Annotated in this window: 20 protein-coding genes and 3 pseudogenes; 17 read left to right on the top strand and 6 right to left on the bottom strand. The window is 71.3% G+C overall.

The features are described 5' to 3' along the window. Positions 1-9 precede the first annotated feature (9 nt). On the bottom strand, positions 10-276 hold the full coding sequence (rpsT, locus tag AB0J93_RS26925) for a 30S ribosomal protein S20 (RefSeq protein ID WP_363925107.1): 267 nt from the start codon (positions 274-276) through the stop codon (positions 10-12). Between the two features lie 186 nt (positions 277-462). Then, entirely contained in the window at positions 463-1449 is a 987-nt protein-coding gene (locus tag AB0J93_RS26920) for a phosphotransferase (RefSeq protein ID WP_363925106.1), read from the bottom strand. A gap of 87 nt (positions 1450-1536) precedes the next feature. Between AB0J93_RS26920 and AB0J93_RS26915 the strand changes: the two genes are divergently transcribed. The 5 genes from AB0J93_RS26915 to AB0J93_RS26895 all read left to right on the top strand — a co-directional run bounded on the left by AB0J93_RS26915 (position 1537) and on the right by AB0J93_RS26895 (position 5841). Further along, positions 1537-2070 carry a DUF4240 domain-containing protein gene (locus AB0J93_RS26915; protein WP_363925105.1) on the top strand — a complete coding sequence of 178 codons (534 nt, stop codon included), beginning with the start codon at positions 1537-1539 and terminating at the stop codon, positions 2068-2070. 94 nt (positions 2071-2164) lie between these two features. Further along, positions 2165-4039 carry a translation elongation factor 4 gene (lepA, locus tag AB0J93_RS26910; protein ID WP_363925104.1) on the top strand — a complete coding sequence of 625 codons (1875 nt, stop codon included), beginning with the start codon at positions 2165-2167 and terminating at the stop codon, positions 4037-4039. 134 nt (positions 4040-4173) lie between these two features. Then, positions 4174-4464, top strand: a complete 291-nt coding sequence (locus AB0J93_RS26905) for a GlsB/YeaQ/YmgE family stress response membrane protein (RefSeq protein ID WP_363925103.1) — start codon at positions 4174-4176, stop codon at positions 4462-4464. Between the two features lie 282 nt (positions 4465-4746). Further along, the gene (locus AB0J93_RS26900) at positions 4747-5034 is read left to right on the top strand and encodes a GlsB/YeaQ/YmgE family stress response membrane protein (protein WP_093407532.1); all 288 of its coding nucleotides are present in this window, start codon (positions 4747-4749) and stop codon (positions 5032-5034) included. 174 nt (positions 5035-5208) lie between these two features. Continuing rightward, positions 5209-5841, top strand: coding sequence for an MOSC domain-containing protein (locus tag AB0J93_RS26895; protein ID WP_363925102.1), 633 nt, complete (start codon positions 5209-5211; stop codon positions 5839-5841). A gap of 100 nt (positions 5842-5941) precedes the next feature. Here the strand turns inward: AB0J93_RS26895 and AB0J93_RS26890 are convergent, their stop codons facing one another. From AB0J93_RS26890 to AB0J93_RS26880, 3 genes are all read right to left on the bottom strand, one after another. Continuing rightward, positions 5942-6877 (bottom strand): phytanoyl-CoA dioxygenase family protein, encoded by a 936-nt coding sequence (locus tag AB0J93_RS26890; RefSeq protein ID WP_363925149.1) that lies wholly within the window; start codon positions 6875-6877, stop codon positions 5942-5944. 189 nt (positions 6878-7066) lie between these two features. After that, positions 7067-8026: a hypothetical protein gene (locus AB0J93_RS26885; RefSeq protein WP_363925101.1), complete on the bottom strand. Its 960-nt coding sequence runs from the start codon at positions 8024-8026 to the stop codon at positions 7067-7069. A 118-nt stretch (positions 8027-8144) separates the two neighbouring features. Next, on the bottom strand, positions 8145-8933 hold the full coding sequence (locus AB0J93_RS26880; RefSeq protein WP_363925100.1) for an enoyl-CoA hydratase-related protein: 789 nt from the start codon (positions 8931-8933) through the stop codon (positions 8145-8147). 20 nt (positions 8934-8953) lie between these two features. On the opposite strand from AB0J93_RS26880, the gene hemW reads away from it, so the two are divergent. Next, positions 8954-10177: a radical SAM family heme chaperone HemW gene (gene hemW, locus AB0J93_RS26875; RefSeq protein WP_363925099.1), complete on the top strand. Its 1224-nt coding sequence runs from the start codon at positions 8954-8956 to the stop codon at positions 10175-10177. A 26-nt stretch (positions 10178-10203) separates the two neighbouring features. On the opposite strand, the gene AB0J93_RS26870 is transcribed toward hemW, so the two are convergent. Then, a complete protein-coding gene (locus AB0J93_RS26870; protein ID WP_363925098.1) occupies positions 10204-10800 on the bottom strand; it encodes a DUF4870 domain-containing protein in 597 nt (198 codons plus the stop codon). Positions 10801-11010: 210 nt separating this feature from the next. Here AB0J93_RS26870 and hrcA point away from each other — a divergent pair, with 210 nt between their 5' ends. The 11 genes and pseudogenes from hrcA to AB0J93_RS26815 all read left to right on the top strand — a co-directional run bounded on the left by hrcA (position 11011) and on the right by AB0J93_RS26815 (position 20323). Next, positions 11011-12033 (top strand): heat-inducible transcriptional repressor HrcA, encoded by a 1023-nt coding sequence (gene hrcA / locus AB0J93_RS26865; protein ID WP_363925097.1) that lies wholly within the window; start codon positions 11011-11013, stop codon positions 12031-12033. Between the two features lie 73 nt (positions 12034-12106). Beyond that, complete coding sequence (gene dnaJ, locus AB0J93_RS26860; RefSeq protein WP_093407519.1) at positions 12107-13252, top strand: molecular chaperone DnaJ; 1146 nt, start codon at positions 12107-12109, stop codon at positions 13250-13252. Between the two features lies 1 nt (position 13253). Further along, the gene (locus tag AB0J93_RS26855) at positions 13254-13988 is read left to right on the top strand and encodes a 16S rRNA (uracil(1498)-N(3))-methyltransferase (protein ID WP_363925096.1); all 735 of its coding nucleotides are present in this window, start codon (positions 13254-13256) and stop codon (positions 13986-13988) included. Positions 13989-14033: 45 nt separating this feature from the next. Next, positions 14034-14393, top strand: a complete 360-nt coding sequence (locus AB0J93_RS26850) for a histidine triad nucleotide-binding protein (protein WP_363925095.1) — start codon at positions 14034-14036, stop codon at positions 14391-14393. After that, positions 14390-15778 carry a serine hydrolase domain-containing protein gene (locus tag AB0J93_RS26845; RefSeq protein ID WP_363925094.1) on the top strand — a complete coding sequence of 463 codons (1389 nt, stop codon included), beginning with the start codon at positions 14390-14392 and terminating at the stop codon, positions 15776-15778. The genes AB0J93_RS26850 and AB0J93_RS26845 overlap by 4 nt, the downstream gene beginning before the upstream one ends. Positions 15779-15961: 183 nt before the next feature. Continuing rightward, positions 15962-16657: pseudogene (locus tag AB0J93_RS26840) on the top strand (PhoH family protein); the annotation flags it as partial. Further along, positions 16646-17461 (top strand): annotated as a pseudogene (locus AB0J93_RS26835) (LAGLIDADG family homing endonuclease); the annotation flags it as partial. The pseudogenes AB0J93_RS26840 and AB0J93_RS26835, both read left to right, overlap by 12 nt. Positions 17462-17728: 267 nt before the next feature. After that, positions 17729-18085: pseudogene (locus AB0J93_RS26830) on the top strand (PhoH family protein); the annotation flags it as partial. Between the two features lie 15 nt (positions 18086-18100). Further along, positions 18101-18571, top strand: a complete 471-nt coding sequence (gene ybeY / locus AB0J93_RS26825; protein ID WP_363925093.1) for an rRNA maturation RNase YbeY — start codon at positions 18101-18103, stop codon at positions 18569-18571. Beyond that, positions 18547-19953: a hemolysin family protein gene (locus AB0J93_RS26820; protein ID WP_363925148.1), complete on the top strand. Its 1407-nt coding sequence runs from the start codon at positions 18547-18549 to the stop codon at positions 19951-19953. The genes ybeY and AB0J93_RS26820 overlap by 25 nt, the downstream gene beginning before the upstream one ends. Next, positions 19946-20323 (top strand): cytidine deaminase, encoded by a 378-nt coding sequence (locus tag AB0J93_RS26815; protein ID WP_363925092.1) that lies wholly within the window; start codon positions 19946-19948, stop codon positions 20321-20323. The genes AB0J93_RS26820 and AB0J93_RS26815 overlap by 8 nt, the downstream gene beginning before the upstream one ends. Positions 20324-20381: the final 58 nt, after the last annotated feature.

The raw sequence follows: 20381 nt of genomic DNA, 5'->3' as shown, positions 1-20381 counted from the left end.
GGCGCTGGCTCAGGAGGCGAGCGACGCGACGCGCTTGGCGATCGCGGACTTGCGGTTCGCGGCCTGGTTGCCGTGGATGACGCCCTTGCTGACCGCCTTGTCCAGCTTGCGCGAGGCGTCCTGCATGAGGACGGTGGCCTTCTCGACGTCACCGGCCTCGGCGGCCTCGTGGAACTTGCGGATGGCGGTCTTCAGCGACGACTTGACCGACTTGTTACGCAGCCGGCGCTTCTCGTTCTGCCGGTTGCGCTTGATCTGGGACTTGATGTTCGCCACGCGACAGCCTCGTCTTGATAGCTCGGGTTGGTCAGCTTGTGCGCGCGACGAACATGCGTCATCGCTGCGCGAAGAGCCAGGTTACCAGGTCCGGTTCGGGCGGGCCAAAACGGCACCGCAGCGGTCGCCGGTGCCAGGCCGACCGGTCCGACACCGGCACGGTCGACCGAGCGGACGCGGCGACGGTCAGGCCCAGGCACGGCGGTGCGCCAGCCAGGCGAGGGCCTGCCCACCGGTCCACCGCTGGTGCGCCGGCAGGTGGCTCGACGCGGTCGGCGGTGTCGACGTGGCGGCGGTGAGGTGGTAGCCGGCCAGGGCGGCCAGCGTGACGTCCAGCGCGTCGTCGGGTGCGCCGGCCGCGGCCGGGTGGGCGGCGAAGAGCGAATCGACGTCCAACCCGCCCGCGTACCCGGTGATCAGCAGGGTGACCAGGTCGAACCAGGCCGGCCCGTGGCACAGCCACGACCAGTCGCAGAACCAGGCCGTGCCGACGGTGTCGATCAGCACGTTGTCGACCCGCAGGTCGCCGTGGGTCAGTCCGGTCGCGGCGGCGGCGTACCCGGGCAGGCGCGACTCCAGCGCGACCAGTTCGGCCAGCCGTCCCCGGGCCGGGGCGGGCAGCGGCGGCACCGGTTCCCGGCCGGCGGCGACCTCGCCCCACCAGAGGATGTCGTCGCGTGCCAGGTCGGCGAGGTGGGGCAGGCCGAGGGCGGTCAACTCGGCCGGCGGTTCGGCGAGCGCCTCGGTGACGTCGGTGAAGGCGGTGAGGGTGGCGCTCAGCTCGGCACGGTCCCAGGGCAGCCGGGGGGTATGACCGTCGACGGGATCGAGGCACAGGACGTACCAGCCCGCCTCCCACAGCGTCCAGCGCGGGCGGGGCACCGGCAGGCTGGCCGGCAGCCGGGTGAGGATCGCGGCCTCCCGGGCGTACCAGTCGACCAGGTGCGGCTGCTCGGTGTGGGGCGCGGCCTTGACGAACGCGCCCTGCCCGTCGGCGGTGCGCAGCAGCGCGGCGAACCCCCGGGTGAAACCGGCACCGGCGGTCCGGGCCTGGACCACCGGGGCGCCCAGCCGGGTGGCCACTGCGGCCCGCAGCCGCGCCGGCAGGGCCGACCACTCGGGCCGCTGCGCGGTGGCGTGGTACGGCACGGCGGGCGGGGAGGCGAAGCTCACCCGACCATGCTGCCCGGTGCCCGGTCCGGCGGCGACATCTGGCGCGGATCCGGGCACCCGTGGTGGTGTCTGCCAGACTGCCGGACCATGAGGACCGACGACTTCTGGCAGTTGATCGACCGGGCCCGCACCGGCGGGGGAGAGCCGGATGCCATCGCCGCCCGGGCCGTCGCGCTGCTCGCCGCCCGCGACCCCGAGGAGATCGTCGGGTACGCCCACCACCAGCAGCGGGTCCTGGCCGCGTCCTACCGGGTCGATCTGTGGGGCGCCGCGTACCTGATCAACGGTGGCGCTTCCGACGACGGATTCGAGTACTTCCGGGGCTGGCTGATGACCCAGGGACGGGAGGTCTTCGCCCGGGCGGTCGCCGATCCGGACTCGCTTGCCGATCTGCCGCAGATCCGGTCCGCCTCGCTCAGCGGCGAGGAGTTCGAGTGCGAGGACATGCTCGCGGTGCCGTGGGACGCGTACCGCAGGGCCACCGCGACCGACCTGCCGGGGGAGCGCGCGGCGACGCCGCAGCCCGACCTGAACGACTTCTGGGACTTCGACGACGAGGAGGAGGCCCGCCGTAGGCTGCCCCGGCTCGCCACCCTCTTCGTCGAGCCGCCGCAGGAGTGACGGACGCCCGGCCGATGCCAGCCGGGGACATGGGAGCATAGAGGGGGCCGGCGCGTGCCGGCCCGCTCACGTCAGCCGACCAGAACGGACCGCTGTGCCACCGACGCTCGATCCCGGCGCGAACGCTCCTGGTGCCACCGACCCGGGGCGGATCAGGAACTTCTGCATCATCGCTCACATCGACCACGGAAAGTCGACCCTGGCCGACCGGATGTTGCAGCTCACCGGTGTGGTCGACCCGCGGCAGATGCGCGCGCAGTACCTCGACCGGATGGACATCGAGCGCGAGCGCGGCATCACCATCAAGAGCCAGGCGGTCCGGATGCCGTGGACGATCCGGGAGGGCGAGCGGGCCGGCGAGCAGGCCGTGCTCAACATGATCGACACGCCTGGTCACGTCGACTTCACCTACGAGGTGTCCCGGTCGCTGGCCGCCTGCGAGGGTGCCATCCTGCTCGTCGACGCAGCCCAGGGCATCGAGGCGCAGACGCTTGCGAACCTGTACCTCGCGCTCGAGAACGACCTGCACATCATCCCGGTGCTCAACAAGATCGACCTGCCGGCCGCCCAGCCGGAGAAGTACGCCGAGGAACTGGCCCACCTGATCGGCGGTGACCCGGCGGACTGCATAAAGGTCTCCGGCAAGACCGGTGAGGGCGTGCCGTACCTGCTCGACGAGATCGTCCGGCAGTTCACCCCGCCGGTGGGTGACGCCGATGCTCCGGCCCGCGCCATGATCTTCGACTCGGTGTACGACGTCTACCGGGGTGTGGTCACCTACGTGCGGGTGATCGACGGTCAGATCAGCGCCCGGGACCGGATCAAGATGATGTCCACCGGCGCGGTGCACGAGCTGCTGGAGATCGGGGTCATCTCGCCGGAGATGGTGAAGGCGGAGGCGCTCGGCGTCGGTGAGGTCGGCTACCTGATCACCGGGGTGAAGGACGTCCGGCAGTCCCGGGTCGGTGACACCGTCACCATCAACAACCGGCCGGCCGCCGAGCCGCTCGGTGGGTACAAGGACCCGAAGCCGATGGTCTACTCGGGGCTCTACCCGATCGACGGTTCGGACTACCCGGCACTGCGCGACGCGCTGGACAAGCTCAAGCTCAATGACGCCGCGCTCACCTACGAGCCGGAGACCTCGGGTGCGCTCGGCTTCGGGTTCCGCTGCGGCTTCCTCGGCCTGCTGCACCTGGAGATCATCGGGGAGCGGCTGGAGCGGGAGTTCAACCTGGACCTGATCTCGACCGCGCCGAACGTGGTCTACCGGGCGATCCAGGAGGACGGCCAGGAGGTGGTGGTCACCAACCCGAGCGAGTACCCGACCGGCAAGATCGCCGAGGTGTACGAGCCGACGGTGCGGGCCAGCGTGCTGACGCCGAACGACTACGTCGGTGCGGTGATGGAGCTCTGCCAGGGCCGGCGGGGCAACCTGCTCGGCATGGAGTACCTCTCCGCCGACCGGGTGGAGTTGCGCTACACGCTGCCCCTGGCCGAGATCATCTTCGACTTCTTCGACCAGCTCAAGAGCCGCACCAAGGGCTACGCCTCGCTGGACTACGAGCCCACCGACGAGCAGGCGTCCGACCTGGTGAAGGTCGACATCCTGCTGCACGGCGAGCCGGTGGACGCGTTCAGCGCCATCGTGCACAAGGACAAGGCGTACGCGTACGGCACCACCATCGCGGCGAAGCTGCGCAACCTCATCCCGCGCCAGCAGTTCGAGGTGCCGATCCAGGCGGCCATCGGCAGCCGGGTGATCGCTCGGGAGACCATCCGCGCCATCCGTAAGGACGTGCTCGCCAAGTGCTACGGCGGTGACATCAGCCGTAAGCGCAAGCTGCTGGAGAAGCAGAAGGAGGGCAAGAAGCGGATGAAGATGGTGGGCCGGGTGGAGGTCCCGCAGGAGGCGTTCATCGCCGCGCTCTCCTCCGACTCCGACGGCAAGGCGAGCGGAAAAAAGTGACCGACCCGGGGTGGCGCCTGCTTGCCTAGGGGCGTCCGGCTGGGCGCGGGCGGTTTGGGGATTCGTCGTCGAGGGAATCTGACCGAGAGGACAGGAACCCCCCAAATGACATCTTCCGGGTAAGGAGATCCGCCATGGAGCTCACCGTCTGGGGCATCATCACCGCGCTGTTCGTGGGTCTGATCATCGGCGCGCTGGGCCGTCTCGTGGTACCGGGCCGGCAGGACATGCCCATCTGGCTGCACATGATCATCGGCGTCGGTGCGGCGCTGCTCGGCACCGTGCTCGCCCGTGCGATGGGCATCGCCACGGTGACCGCCGGTATCGACTGGGCCGAGTTGGCCGTCCAGGTCGCCCTGGCCGCGATCGCGGTCGCGCTGGTGGTCGGCGTGGGCAGTCGCCGTCGCGGCGTCACCCATCGGTAACCGACTCCGCCTCGACGGGCGCCCGGCCACCCGGCCGGGCGCCCGTCGGCGTTCGGGCCCGCTCGCTCGCGGCCTGACCAGACCGGCCGATCGGCGTGTCGACCCCGTCGGCGTTGGCCGTAGCTCACGGCATCGCGGCGAAGAGTCGCTGGCCGCGATCTTTCGGAGTCGTCGTGACCTCTCGGACGGAAAAGCCGGTTTGGGATCTTCGTGGGTCGGGCATTAGGCGGTCACGACAGGAACGCCACACATTGTGGAACGTCTTTGTGAAGGAGAGCGACCATGGAGCTCACCGTCTGGGGCATCATCACCGCCCTGATCGTTGGTCTGATCGTCGGTGCGCTGGGCCGACTGGTGGTGCCGGGCCGTCAGAACATGCCGATCTGGCTGCACATGCTCATCGGTGTCGGTGCGGCGCTGCTCGGTACCGTGATCGCCCGTGCGTCCGGTTTCGCCGAGACCGCCGGTATCGACTGGCGGGAGCTGATGCTCCAGGTGCTGCTGGCCGCCGTCGCCGTGGCGCTGGTCGCTGGCGTGGGCCGCAACCGCCGGGGTGTCACCCACCGGTAACAGCTGAACCGTCGAAAGGCGCCCGACCGTCGAGGTCGGGTGCCTTTCGCGTTCGTACGCCCAACTTCGTGCGCAGGCGCGGCGGCCGGCCCGCCCCCGTGCCGCGACCGACCTGACCAGCCGGCGGCGGGCGAGGGCCGTGGCGTGACGAGGTCGCTCCCGTAGGATGTGATCATGACGGGCAGGGTGGCATCGGTGAACGTCGGCATCGTGACCGAGGCGGCGTGGGCCGGTGACGCGAGCGGGCGCAGCGGCATCGACAAGCGGCCGGCCGATGCTCCGGTGCTCTTCCGCGTCGACGGGGTGGCCGGCGACTTCATCGGCGAACGGACCCACCACGGTGGTCCGGACAAGGCTGTCTACGCGTACGCGGGGGAGGACGCGGCCTGGTGGGAGGCGGACCTCGGGCGCACCATCCGCCCCGGCGGCTTCGGCGAGAACCTCACCACGTACGCGGTCGACGTGACCGGCGCCGTGATCGGCGAGCAGTGGGCCGTCGGTGAGGTGCTGCTCCAGGTGACCATGCCGCGGACGCCGTGCACCACCTTTGCCGGATTCTGGGGCGTACCGGATCTGATCAAGCGGTTCACCGCCCGCGCGACCCCCGGCGCGTACCTGCGGGTGGTGCGCGAGGGCGCGGTGGGCGCCGGCGATCCGATCGAGATCGTGCACCGGCCGGCGCACGGGGTGACCCTCGGCGAGGTGTTCCGGGCGCTCAGCCTGGAGCCGGCGCTGCTGCCCCGGTTGCTGGCGGCCGACGACCTGCCCGAGCCGATCCGCGAGAAGGCGCGTCGCCGCCTGGGGTGAACCGGCCGGCTGACGGATCGGCGCGTCGTCCCGAGGTGACGCGACAGGCCCCGTGAGCCACGTCCAGGCGTGGCCCACGGGGCCTGTCGTCACGGTCCGGTCAGCGGAGCCAGGGGATGCTGCGGTTGAGCAGACCGCGCTGCTTGAGCTCCTTGCGCAGCGGGATCTCGTCGTCGATGTAGCCGTCCCAGTTGATGCCCCAGTAGTTGGCCGTGTGGGTGCCTTCACCGAGCAACTGGCGCTGCACCGGCGTGCGGTTGCGGTACCACTCGCCGTCCTTGTCGGGGTGCAGCTCGTCGAGCGGGCGGATCCACCGGTAGGTGTAACCGACGAACAGCATCTTGCGGGTGATGTTCGACAGGTTGGTCGACCGGGAGTGCCACTGGCGGCGGTCGAAGATGAAGGCGTCACCCGGGTTGGCGGTGATCTCGACCGTGCCCTCGGGATCCGGGTTGTGCACGCTCAGGTCCGTCGGGCGGGGCAGCGAGTTCCACAGGTGGCTGCCCGGGATCACCTTCGTCGCGCCCCGACCCTTTTCCGACAGGTCGGAGAGCACGTAGGCGACCTTCAGCGAGAACATCGGCCGCGGCAGGTTCGGGTCCATCGTCTCCGGGTCGGAGTTCTGCCGGTACCCGTCCTGGTGCCAACCCCAGTACGGCTTCTCGGGCTCCGACGCCGGCGGCGTGACGTCGAGGTGGTTGTGGTGGGTGTAGATGTTCCAGCCCGCCAGCCCCCACATGTAGGGGAAGGCGATCGGGTGGGTGAGCAGCTCGCCGAAGAGCTCGTCACGCTCAAGGAAGCCCAGCAGGTGCAGGGTGCCGTCCTTGGTGGTGGTGCCCTTGGCCTTCTCCTCCTCGTACACCCGGTCGACCGCGGCCTCCAGAGCGGCCCGGTGATCCTCGGTCAGGACGTTCCGCAGCAGGAGAAAGCCCTGCTCGTGAAACTCCTTGCGGTCGACGTCACTGATCGGTTCGTAGCCGGTCCGGTCGCCGTAGTCGAACGCCACGTCGTACCCCTCCCCAAGAGGTGAAACCATTTCTGGCACAGGCCGCCGATCGTAACGCGCGTCCGGATGGCCCGGGGGGCACCCCGCGACCTTTCCACAGGCACGGCGACTGAAGGCGGTTGCCTGACTACCGCACGTCACCCAACGTGGCGAGACGCGGCCTTACGTGCCGAATTGCCGGATCTTGCGGTGACTGCGGGTAAAAAGATCGGGGGTCGCTCAGACGTCGGCGTGGACCTCGGCGAGAACCTCCGTGTCGCCCCGGTCGCTGTCCGGCAACCGCTTCCAGGCGCCGCGCTTGGCGGTCCACTCCCGGCCGTCATAGGTCACCCGCTTCACCCCGTGCTCCTTGGCGTGGGAGACCAGCCAGTGCGTGTACCGCCAGCCGGCCCGTACGCCCTCGGGGGACGTCATCAGGCTGCCGGCGGGGCTCCGCTCGAAGTCGTTGATCCCCACTTTCAGCAGGGTCGGGTTGCCGTAGTTGTCGACGGCGGAGCTGAAGTAGCTCCTGCCTGCCGGGCGGTCGTCGTCGGAGGCGACGGCCACCAGGCCCCAGTCGAGCGCCAGTCCCTTGGTCAGCGCGGCGATGGCGGCGGCACCGCGCATCACCGGGTCGCCGCCCACCGCGCAGGTGACCGCCGTGGTGGCGTGACCGAGCAGCGCCCGGGTGAGCACCTGCGACTCGTCGGCCCACTTCTCGTAGGCCTCCGGGAAGGCCGAGCGCTGCACCTTCTGTGCGGCGTCGGTGACCCGCATGTCCTCCCAGCCGCGCACCTTCTTCAACGCCGCGTAGAACTTCCCCGCCGCGTACCGGGGGTCGCGGATCTGGGCCGGTGTGCCCCAGCCCTGGCTCGGTCGCTGCTGGAACAGCCCCACGGAGTCGCGGTCACCACCGGTCAGGTTGCGCAGCCCGGACTCCTGGTACGCGGTGGCGAGCGCCACCACCACCGCCCGCTCGGGCATCTCGCGCTGCACGCCGATCGCCGCGATGGTCGCCGCGTTCGCCATCTGCTGCGAGTCGAGCGTCACCTCGCCGTCGGCCTGCACCGTGCAGGCCCGGCCGGCCAGCGGCAGCCGTAGCCCCTCACCGGCCTGCCTCAGCACCACGATCATCCCGATCGCGGCGATCAGGACGAGGACCACGAAGCCCGTCGCGACAGCCCGAGTTCGCACCCGCACCTCCTGTGTCAAGGTCCGCCAAGCGTACGTCCCTGATCGACCCGTTCGGGTCGTCCGAGCGGTTCCCACCTCCTGTGGCGCCCACGCGCAACGCGAGGTTCCCCGTCCCGGCCGTACCTCACCTACCGAGTTCCGCCACCCAGCGCGGCGGCCGCTTCTCCCGGAACGCGGTGACCCCCTCGATCCCGTCCGCCGACAGGAAGTACCCGGTGGACAGCTCGGCCAGCTCGGCCAGGTCGGCGCGCAGGTCGACGGCGGCCGGGCGGCGCAGCAGTCGCTTCGCACCGGCCATCGCCGCCGGGGCCCCGCGTACCAGCGAGTCGCAGTACCGCTGCACCGTGGCATCCAGTTCCTCTGCCGGCACCGCGGCGGTGACCAGGCCGATCTCGGCCGCCCGCCGGCCGTCGAAGGTGTCGCCGGTCAGGTACAGCTCGGCTGCCGCCCGGCTGGTCAGGCGGGGCAGCACCGTCGCGGAGATCACCGCGGGGATCACCCCGATCCGCACCTCGGTGAAGGCGAACGTGGCCTCGGCCGTGCAGACCGCCAGGTCGGCCGCCGCGATCAGACCCAGGCCGCCGGCCCGGGCCGGGCCGGCGACCCTCGCCAGCACCGGCTTCGGGCACTCCCGGACCGCCGCGAGCACGTCACCCAGCATCCCGGCGGGCACCGTGCCGCTGGCGTACGCCGCCGCGGTCTCCTTCAGGTCGGCTCCGGAGCAGAAGACCGGCCCGGTGTGGTCGAGCACGATCACCCGGACCGCGTCGTCGGCGACCGCGGCGGACAGTCCGGCCAGCAGTTCGGTCATCAGCGGCGTGGAGAGCGCGTTGCGGTTGTGCGGACTGTCCAGGGTGAGCGTGGTCACCCCGTGGGCCGTGGCGACCCGCACGAGCGCGTCGGGAGAGGTCATGCCAGGGCACACTAGTGGCCATGCCCGGCGTCCTTCCAGCAGGCGAGCCCGTCCCCGTCGACGGGTCGCTGCCCGCGTCCGCCCGTGCGTCCGTGGGCGCCCGCGGTTTCGGGGTGTACGTGCACGTGCCCTTCTGCGCGAGCCGCTGCGGCTACTGCGACTTCAACACGTACACCGCCGACGAGCTGGGCGGCGGCGCGAGCCGGGAGGGCTACGCCGACGCCGTGCTGGCGGAACTGACGCTCGCCGCCCGGGTGCTGGGCGAGGCCCCGCCAGCCCGGGTGGACACGGTCTTCGTCGGCGGCGGCACCCCCACCCTGCTGCCCGCCGACGACCTGGCCCGCATCCTCGACGCGATCGACCGGACCTGGGGGCTGGCCGCCGACGCGGAGGTGACCACCGAGGCCAACCCGGAATCGGTGACGCCCACCTCGCTGAAGGAGTTGCGCGCGGCCGGGTACACCCGGATCTCGCTGGGCATGCAGTCGGCCGCGCCCGGGGTGCTCGCCGTGCTCGACCGCCGGCACCATGCCGGCCGGGCCACCGCCGCCGCGCTGGAGGCCCGCGACGCCGGCTTCGACCACGTCAATCTCGACCTGATCTACGGGACACCGGGGGAGCGGGCCGAGGACTTCGCCGCCTCGCTGGACCAGGTGGTGGCCGCGGGCGTGGACCATGTCAGCGCGTACGCCCTGATCATCGAGGACGGCACCCGGCTGGCCGCCCAGATGCGCCGTGGCGAGCTGCCCTACCCGGACGAGGACGTGGCCGCGGACCGCTACCTGGCCGCCGAGTCCGCCCTCGGCGCGGCCGGTTTCTCCTGGTACGAGGTCTCCAACTGGGCCCGCACGCCGGACGCGCGCTGCCGGCACAACCTGCTCTACTGGGCCGGCGGTGACTGGTGGGGCCTCGGGCCGGGGGCACACAGCCACGTCGGCGGAGTGCGTTGGTGGAACGTCAAACATCCCGCCGCGTACGCGCAACGCCTCGCCGCCGGGGCGTCACCCGGGCAGGCCCGGGAGGTGCTCACCGGCGACGAGGCGCACATGGAGGACGTCATGCTCCGGTTGCGGCTGGCTTCCGGCCTGCCACTGGACGTGCTTACCGACGCCGGGCGGGCGGGCGCGGCGCGGGCGCTGGCCGAGGGGCTGCTCGCCGAGCCCGCCCACGCCGCCGGCCGCGCCGTGCTCACCCTGCGCGGCCGGTTGCTCGCCGACGCCGTGGTTCGCGACCTGCTGCCCTGACCCCCGTCACCAGGTAAGCCGGCCGGTCAGCGCTTCACGAAGGCGTACGTCATCGGGTACTGGTAGAGCACCCCTTCGTTGGCCTTGACCCCGCCGATGATGCCGAAGATCAGCGGCACGATCGCGACGATGATCGGTACGAAGAACAGGATGCCGCAGGTGATGGTGGCGAGCACCCAGCTCAGCACCCCGACGATGGCCCAGGTGAGCTGGAAGTTCAGCGCGGCCACCGAGTGGGCCCGGGCGACCGGGGACTGCTGCCCGCGGACCATCATGGCGATCAGCGGCGCCACCCAGCCGAAGAGCCCGCCACCGACGACCACGCCGAGCGGGCCGCCGAAGTGCGCGATCAGCACCCAGGTCTTGTCCTCGTTGTTGGCGTAGCCACCGCCAGGAGCGCCGTAACCGCCGGTCGGGTAGCCGACACCGGGGGCCCCGGGCGGCGGCGGGTAACCGCCGGGCGGCGGGTAGCCCCCGGGTGGGGGGTAGCCGGCCGGCGGCGGTTGGTCGCCGGTGGGAGGTGGATAGCCGCCGGGCGGGGGATAGCCGCCCTGGCCAGGCGAACCGGACAGTGGTGTCGTGGGTTCGTCGCCGGAGTCCGGGGGACGAGGTGGTTCAGTCATGGGGGTCACGGTAGGTGCCACCGGCAACGGCGCACCAGAGCGACACCGGCGAGTGTCAACCCACCGATCGGTTCGATGACGGGCGTGCCGACTTGATCATCGCGTGGACGGGGACGCCGACGTAGACTGGCACTCGCTACAGTCGAGTGCCAGAGTGTTCCTCTGGTGGCCGTGACGCTGCGGGCTGACCTGCGACAGGAGGTGGCAAGGATGGGTCTGGACGACCGGAAGCTCGCCGTGCTCCGGGCGATCGTCGAGGACTACGTCGCCACCCAGGAGCCGGTCGGCAGCAAGTCGCTTGTCGAGCGGCACCAACTCGGTGTCTCGCCGGCCACGGTCCGAAACGACATGGCCGTGCTGGAGGACGAGGGCTACATCCGGCAGCCGCACACCAGCGCGGGGCGGGTGCCCACCGACCGTGGCTACCGACTCTTCGTCGACCGGTTGAGCCGGGTCAAGCCGCTCAGCCCGGCCGAGCGCCGGGCGATCGAGCGCTTCCTGGCCGGCGCCGTCGACCTCGACGACGTGGTGCACCGCACGGTGCGGCTGCTGGCGCAGCTGACCCGGCAGGTCGCCGTCGTGCAGTACCCGAGCCTGGCCCGATCCCGGGTGCGTCACCTGGAACTGGTGCCGATCTCCACCACCCGGCTGATGCTGGTGATGATCGCCGACACCGGCCGGGTCGAGCAGCGACTCGTCGAGCTGCCCGCGCCGGTCCTCGCCGACGACGTGCTGGACCTGCGCCGGCTGGTCAACGAGAAACTGGTGGGCGTCCGCCTGTCGGAGACCCCGCCGCTGGTGCAGGCCCTCATCGACGACTGCGTGCCGCACCTGCGCCCGGCGATGACCACCCTGTCCACGGTGCTGCTGGAGACGCTCGTCGAACGGCACGAGGAGCGGCTCGCTCTGGCCGGCACCGCCAACCTCGCCCGGGGCGGCCTGCTCGACTTCCAGGGCTCGTTGCGTCCGATCCTTGAAGCACTTGAGGAGGAGGTCGTGCTGCTCAAGCTCATCGGCGAGGTGGAGCCGAGCACACTGCGGGTGCGCATCGGCGACGAGAACGAGTACGACAACCTGCGGGCGGCTTCCGTGGTCAGCACCGGATACGGCCCGGGCGCGACAATCGTCGGGGGGATGGGCGTGCTGGGACCGACCCGGATGGACTACCCCGGAACCATCGCCACGGTGAGGGCCGTGGCACGCTACGTGGGCGAGCTGCTGGCCCAGAACTGACAAGTCAGGGCCGACGGCAGGCTGCCGCCGCCGAACGGCGTAACTCGAGACGAACACGAGGACACGGAACGCAGTGGCCAGGGACTACTACGGCATTCTCGGCGTGAGCAAGGGTGCCTCCGATGACGAGATCAAGCGCGCCTACCGCAAGCTGGCGCGGCAGTTCCATCCGGACGTGAATCCGGATCCGGAGGCACAGGAGAAGTTCAAGGACATCAACGCCGCGTACGAGGTCCTCTCGGACGATCGGAAACGGCAGATCGTCGACCTCGGCGGGGATCCGCTGGCACCCGGCGGAGGCGGGCCCGGCGGTCCGGGTGGCCCCGGCGGGGCAGGCCCCTTCGTCGGCTTCCAGGACATCATGGACGCGTTCTTCGGTGGTGCCACCGGCGCCGGGCGAGGCCCGCGTCCGCGTACCCGCCCCGGCGCCGACGCCATCCTGCGCCTGGAACTGGACCTCCAGGAGACCGCCTTCGGCGTCGAGGCGCCGATCACCGTCGACACCGCCGTGCTCTGCACCACCTGCTCCGGTGCCGGCACCGCCGCCGGCACCCACCTGGCCACCTGCGAGGCGTGCGGTGGCCGGGGCGAGGTGCAGTCGGTGCAGCGCACCTTCCTCGGGCAGGTGGTCTCCGCCCGGCCGTGCACGGTCTGCCAGGGCTACGGCACCACCATCCCGAGCCCCTGCCCGACCTGCGCCGGTGACGGCCGGGTACGCACCCGTCGTTCGCTGACCGTCAAGATCCCTGCCGGGGTGGAGGACGGCATGCGCATCCGCCTCGCCCAGCAGGGCGAGGTCGGCCCGGGCGGCGGCACCGCCGGGGACCTCTACGTGGAGATCCACGAACGGCCGCACGACGTCTTCTCCCGCAAGGGCGACGACCTGCACTGCCGGGTCACCGTGCCGATGACCGCCGCCGCGCTCGGCACCCGGCTGACCATCAAGGCGCTCGACAGCGAGGAACCCGTCGACGTCAAGCCGGGTACCCAGCCGGGCAGCACCCTGCGGCTGCGGGCCCGAGGCGTACCGCACCTGCGCGGCGCCGGCCGGGGCGACCTCTACGTCCACCTCGACGTGCGCACTCCGACCAAGCTCGACGCCGACCAGGAACGGATGCTGCGCGACTTCGCCAAGACCCGCGGCGAGGAGGTCGCCGAGCTGACCAAGCAGGGCGGGTTCTTCTCCCGGATGCGCGACGCCTTCAACGGCCACGCCTGACGTGTCCGCCCCGCTGTTCCTGGTCGAGTCGCTGCCGACCGCCGCCTCGATGGTGCTGGACGGCCCCGAGGGCCACCACGCCGCCACCGTGCAACGGCTGCGCGCCGGCGAACAGGTGCTGCTCGCCGACGGGCGGGGCGGCACGGCCACCGCCGTGGTGACCGCCGTCGGCCGGGGCACCCTCGACCTCGACGTGACCGACCGGGGGTACGTCGACGCCGCGAACCCGCGGCTGGTGGTGGTCCAGGGCATCGCCAAGGGCGACCGGGGCGAGCTGGCAGTGCAGGCGATGACCGAGGCGGGCGTGGACGAGATCGTCCCCTGGGCGGCGGGCCGCTCGGTGGTGCAGTGGCGCGGCGACCGGGGCGTACGGGCCCGCAGCCGGTGGGTCGCCACCACCCGGGAAGCGACGAAACAGGCCCGCCGGGCGTGGCTGCCGGTGGTGGCGGGAGCGCCGGACGAGACCACCGCATCGGTGACGCGCCGGATCGCCGGGGCAGCGGCCGGCTACGTGCTGCACGAGGAGGCAACCGACCGGCTGACCACCGTCGAGCTGCCCGAGCACGGCGAGATCGTGCTGGTGGTGGGCCCGGAGGGCGGCATCACCGCGGACGAGCTGTCGGCCTTCCAGGAAGCCGGCGCCCGACCCGTGCGGCTCGGCCCCTCGGTGCTGCGCACCTCCACCGCGGGCGTGGCCGCCCTGGCGGTCCTCGCCACCCGCCTGCTGCGTTGGTGAGCCTCGCGCGGACATCGCCGGGGATCCCTTCCTTACACTGCCCGGATGGGAAGCGACTGTCTGTTCTGCCGCATCGTCGCCGGAGAGATTCCGGCCACCGTGGTCCGCGAGACGCCCACCACGCTCGCCTTCCGCGACATCGACCCGAAGGCGCCGGTACACGTGCTGGTCGTACCGAAGGAGCACTACGCCGACGTGGCCACCCTCGGTCAGGGTGATCCGGCGCTGGCCGGCGAGGTGCTGGCCACGGCCGCCGCGGTGGCCGAGGACGAGGGACTGCTCGGCGACGGGTTCCGGCTGATGTTCAACACCGGGGCGTACGGCGGCCAGGAGGTCTTCCACGTGCACGCCCACGTACTCGGCGGCGCACCACTCGGCCCGATGCTGGCCCGGGACCTCGGATGACCTCCGCCGCCGGCCGCACCTCCGCCGCCGGTCGTCTGGGCCGGATGGTGCGCCAGGTCCAGGCACAGGCCCGGGTGCCGGCGATCTCGGCTGCGGTGCATCGCGCCGACCGGCCGCTGTGGACGTGCACCGCCGGCGGCACCGGCAACGACACGGCCCTGGACGAGCAGACCCGGTTCCGGATCGGCTCGGTGACCAAGACGTTCACCGCTGTACTGGTCATGCAGTGCCGCGACGACGGGCTGCTCGACCTCGATGACCCGCTGCGGCGGCACCTCGACCTGCCGGCGCACGGCGAGTTGACCGTGCGTCGGCTGCTGTCGCACACCGCCGGCCTGCAACGGGAACCGTACGGCGACGTCTGGGACACGCTACGCGCGCCGGACACCGGTCAGCTGATCGCCGAGCTGGAGCGGGCCGAGCGGGTGCTGCCCACCGGGCGCCGCTACCACTACTCGAATCTCGGCATGGCACTGCTCGGCCACCTGGTCGGGCAGGTACGCGGCGGCACCTGGGCGGAGGTGCTGACCGAGCGGGTGCTGACCCCGCTCGGGCTCACCTCCACCGCTGTCACCCCGGGTCCGCGCGCCGCGACCGGGTTCCTGGTCGACGCGTACTCCGACGAGGCGCGTCCGGAGCCACCCACCGACTTCGGCGCGGTGAGCCCCGCCGCGCAACTGTGGAGCACGGCGACCGACATGGCCCGTTGGGCCGCCTTCCTGGCCGACCCGGCGGCGTTGGACGCGGCAGGTCGGGTGCTCGCCCCGGCCACGCTGGACGAGATGCGCTGGCCGGTCACGGTCACCGACGAGGCGCTGTGGGCCGGCGGGTTCGGCCTCGGCCTGATCCTGGTGCCACAGGGGGATCGGGTGGTGCACGTCGGGCACGACGGGGCGATGCCCGGCTTCCTCGCTGGGGCGTACGGCCGCCGGGGCGGCGAGGGCACCCCGGGGGCGTTCGGCGCCGCCGTACTGGGCTCCTCCGGCACCGCCGTCGAGCTGCTGGAGTTGCCGCACCGGCTGCTCGCCGCCGCGGTCGAGCACGATCCGGCCGACATCGACCCGTGGCGTCCCGGCGATCCGGCGCCGCCGGACGTGCGCGGGCTGCTCGGCCGCTGGTGGGGCGAGGGCTTCGAGTACGTCTTCTCGTGGCACGAGGGGGCGCTGCGTGCCCGTGCCGCCGGCGATCCGCCGGGGAAGCCGCCGGCGGTGTTCGCCCCGGTGCCGGACCAGCCGGACGTGTTCCGTACCGTCTCCGGCCGGGAGAACGGCGAGCTGCTCCGGCTGACCCGGGACTCCGCTGGTGTGGTGCTCCGGATGCACTGGGCGACCTACCGGTTCACCCGCCGTCAGGAGACCTTCGACGGCTCCGACTTCCGCGGCTGACCGGGCGGTTCATCGGGGTGGAATGCCCTGCTGTGTCCGGTCGTGCCGGCGCGTCGCAGCGGCGGAAATGGGCAGCGTGTCCCCGCCGTTGACCCGATACGATGGTGGCAACGTCCGCACGCCGTGCCACGGGCCCGGCACCGAGATCGAGAGCAGGTGGCGCAGGGCCCTCGGGCCCGACCTATGACCGGCACCCCACCTCCCGGCCCGCCCCGGGTGCAGACCAGGATCACGGTTCCCGATTCGAAGATCATGGTCAACCTGCTCGGCGCGGGTGACGAGATCCTGCGACTGGTCGAGCGCTCGGTGAACAGTGACGTGCACGTGCGTGGCAACGAGATCACCATCACCGGCGCTCCCGCCGACAACGCCCTCGCCGAGCGGCTCTTCAGCGAGTTGCTCGAACTCATCGAGAAAGGCGAGACCCTGACCACAGATGCCGTCCGGCGTACCGTCGGCATGCTCGAACAGGGTGGCACGGAGCGGCCCGCCGAGGTCCTGACCCTCAACATTCTCTCCCGGCGCGGGCGCACCATCCGCCCCAAGACGCTCGGGCAGAAGCGCTACGTCGACGCGATCGACGGGCACACCATCGTCTTCGGCATCGGCCCGGCGGGTACCGGTAAGACCTACCTCGCCATGGCCAAGGCGGTGCAGGCGTTGCAGGCCAAGCAGATCAACCGGATCATCCTGACCCGGCCGGCGGTCGAGGCCGGTGAGCGGCTGGGCTTCCTGCCCGGCACGCTCAACGAGAAGATCGACCCCTATCTGCGCCCCCTCTACGACGCGCTGCACGACATGCTCGACCCGGAGACCATCCCGAAACTGATGGCGGCCGGGACGATCGAGGTCGCACCCCTGGCATACATGAGGGGTCGGGCGCAGCCGTACGACGCACGCGTGCTGACACCCGAAGGCTTCAAGCGGTTCGGTTCACTCCAGGTCGGCGACCTGGTGATCGGCTCGAACGGCATGCCGACCCCGGTGATCGGGATCTACCCGCAAGGACCCAAGCAGGTCTACCGGGTGACCACGCAGGACGGGGCCTCCACCCTGTGCTGCGGTGAGCACCTCTGGACCGTCGCCACGCCCGAGGACAAACGGCGTGGTCGCCGACGCACGCTCGAGACCCAGGAGATGATCGGGCAGGAGCGGCGGGGGTACATCCGCCGGTACGAACTCCCGGTGGTAGCTCCGGTCCAGCTGGAACCGCAGGACGTTCCGCTCGATCCGTACGTCCTCGGCCTGCTGCTCGGTGACGGTTCGATCTCGTGCCGCACGACGCCCGGGTTCACCACGGCGGACCCTGAGCTCGCCCGGGCGGTGGAGGACAACCTCGTCGACATCGAGCTGCACCGCAAGAGCGAATACGACTATGTGCTCCGGCACACCAAGGGTCACCGCGGCGGGGTGATCGTCGCGAACCCGGTGACGGTCGCGCTCCGTGAGCTGGGACTGGCCGGGACGAAGTCGGGCACCAAGTTCGTCCCGTCCGTGTATCTCCAGAACAGCGTCGATGTCCGACTGGCCGTCCTGCAAGGGCTGCTGGACACCGACGGCGGGCCGGTCGTCCAGGCGGGACGCACCTGCCGGGTGCAGTACTCGACGACCTCTCCCCGACTCCGCGACGACGTCGTCCACCTGGTCCAGTCACTCGGTGGCGTGGCGACGTGGCGCGTTCGAGAGGCCGAGGGTTGCAAGCCTGGCCTGGCCAACGGTCGACCGGTCGCGTACCGGTCGGACGCCTATGTCGTGGAGATCCGCTTGCCGGAGGGCGTAGCGCCGTTCCGGTTGGCGCGTAAGCGCCAGCGGTACGAAGAGTGCGGCGGCGGCCGACCGATGCGTTTCATCGACTCGATCGTCCCCGCTGGTGTCCAGGAGACGATGTGCATCCAGGTGGCGGCGGAAGATTCGCTCTATGTCACCGATGACTTCCTGGTCACGCACAACACGCTCAATGACGCGTTCATCATTCTCGACGAGGCGCAGAACACGACTCCCGAGCAGATGAAGATGTTCCTCACCCGGCTCGGCTTCGGCTCCAAGATCGTGGTCACCGGCGACGTCACCCAGGTCGACCTGCCCGGTGGGACGACCAGCGGGCTGCGGGTCGTCCGGGACATCCTGGAAGGTGTCGAGGACGTGCACTTCGCGCAGCTGTCCAGCGCCGACGTGGTACGTCACCGGTTGGTCGGAGAGATCGTCGACGCGTACGCGCGGTGGGACGCCGAGAACCAGCAGGCGCAGGGCGTGCACGCGGTGTCCGGGCGCAGCGCCCAGGGCAACCGCGGCGGCCGGCGCCGCTAGACCGAGGGAAGACAGTTGTCCATCGAGATCGCCAACGAGTCCGGTGCCGAGGTCGACACCGACGCCGTGCTCGCCGTCGCCCGGCACGCACTCGACGAGATGGGAGTCAACCCGCTCGCCGAGCTTTCCGTGTTGCTGGTGGACGTCGACTACATGACCGAGCTGAACCATCGTTGGATGGGCGGCGACGGCCCGACCGACGTGCTGGCCTTTCCCATGGACGAGGGCAGCGTCGACCACGGGCCGGGTGAGGTTGCCGCCGGTGGTGAACCGGCGCTGCTCGGCGACATCGTGCTCTGCCCGGAGGTGGCGGCGAAGCAGGCGGCCACCGCCGGGCACAGCACCGCTGACGAGTTGCATCTGCTCACCGTGCACGGTGTCCTGCACCTGCTCGGTTACGACCACGCGGAGCCGGAGGAGGAGCGGGAGATGTTCGGGCTCCAGGCCCGGTTGCTGGCGAGCTGGCGGTCGGCCCGCCCCCGGTGATGGACACTTCGTTGGCCGCGGCCGCCACCGGCCTACCCGACCTGCAACTGCTCGTGTTCGCTGCCGGGCTGGTGGTGCTCGCGGGCCTGATCGCGATGACCGAGGCCGCCCTGGCCGCGGTCTCCCCGGCCCGGGCGGCCGAACTTGCCCGTGAGGGGATCCGGGGAGCGCGTACTCTCCAGACGGTCGCCGGTGACGTGGTCCGGCACCTCAATCTCCTGCTGCTGCTCCGGCTGCTCGCCGAGCTGACCGCCACCACGCTTGTGGCGCTGGTGGCGGTGGACACCTTCGGCGCGGGCTGGCGGGCGGCGCTGGTCACCGCGGGGGCGATGACCGTGGTCAGCTTCGTCGTGGTCGGTGTGGGCCCGCGCACCCTGGGCCGGCAGCACGCGTACGCGGTGGGCCGCTCGGCCGCACCGCTGGTGCGCTGGCTGGGCCGGGTGCTCAACCCGCTGGCCTCTCTGCTGATCCTGATCGGTAACGCGGTCACTCCGGGACGTGGTTTCCGGGAGGGGCCGTTCGCCACTCAGGTCGAGCTGCGTGAGCTGGTCGACCTCGCCGAGCAGCGGGGCGTGGTGGAGCACGGCGAGCGGCAGATGATCCACTCGGTCTTCGCTCTCGGTGACACCATCGCCCGCGAGGTGATGGTTCCGCGTACCGAGATGGTGTGGATCGAATCGGGCAAGAACCTCTCCCAGGCGCTCGCGTTGTTCCTGCGCTCCGGCTTCTCCCGGATCCCGGTGATCGGCGAGAGCGTGGACGACGTGCTCGGCATCCTCTATCTCAAGGACCTGATCCGGCGTACCCAGGGCGGGGCCGTCGAGGACCGTCAGCTGCCGGTGGCCGAGCTGATGCGGCCGGCGACCTTCGTGCCCGAGTCCAAGCCCGTCGACGATCTGCTGTCGGAGATGCAGGCCGCCCGCAACCACCTGGTCATCGTGGTGGACGAGTACGGCGGCACCGGCGGCCTGGTCACCATCGAGGACATTCTCGAGGAGATCGTCGGGGAAATCACCGACGAGTACGACGTCGAGCGCCCACCGGTCGAGCAGTTGCCGGACGGCGCGGTGCGGGTCACCGCCCGGCTGCCGGTCGAGGATCTCGGCGAGCTGTTCGACACCGAGTTGCCGCACGACGAGGTGGAGACCGTGGGTGGTCTGCTAGCCCAGGCCTTGGGTCGGGTGCCGATTCCGGGTGCGCAGGTCAAGGTGGCCGGCCTGCGACTGGTCGCCGAGGGCACCACCGGCCGCCGCAACCGGATCGACACGGTGCTGGTGCGTCGGGTGGAGCCGACCGACACCACTGACGATCCGGGCGGCAGGCCGGCCGCGTCCCGTTCCGACACCGACCGATCCGAGGAGAGGCAGCCCGCCGATGCCTGAGTCACCCGCCGTACCGGCCGTCCGGTCCTCCGGCTCCGAACTGAGCGCCGAGGACGGCAAGCTGGTCATCCTCGCCCGGGGTGCCCGGGGCCGAGTGGGCGCCGTGGAGGGCGCCGCGGTCCGGGACCAGGACGGTCGGACGTACGCGGCGGCCAGCGTGTCGCTGCCCTCGCTGACCATCACCGCGCTGCAACTGGCGGTCGCCTCGGCGGCTGCGGCGGGTGCCACCCGGTTGGAGGCCGCGGTGGTGGTGACCGAAGCGTCCACCCTGGACGGTGCCGGCTACGCGGCCGTGCGTGACCTGACCGCCGACGCGCCGGTGCACGTGGCCGGACCGGACGGCACGCTGCTCGGCACGGTGACCGAATGAGCGAGCTCAGCGAGCGAATCGTCAGGCGCGGTGCGTGGGTGCCTCATGGCGGCGCGGA

Source organism: Micromonospora sp. NPDC049374 (genome assembly GCF_040677165.1).
In the GTDB taxonomy this organism is placed as follows: Bacteria; Actinomycetota; Actinomycetes; order Mycobacteriales; family Micromonosporaceae; genus Micromonospora.
The sequence above is the reverse complement of the archived record's forward strand: the minus strand, read 5'-3'. Positions and strand labels throughout refer to the sequence as shown.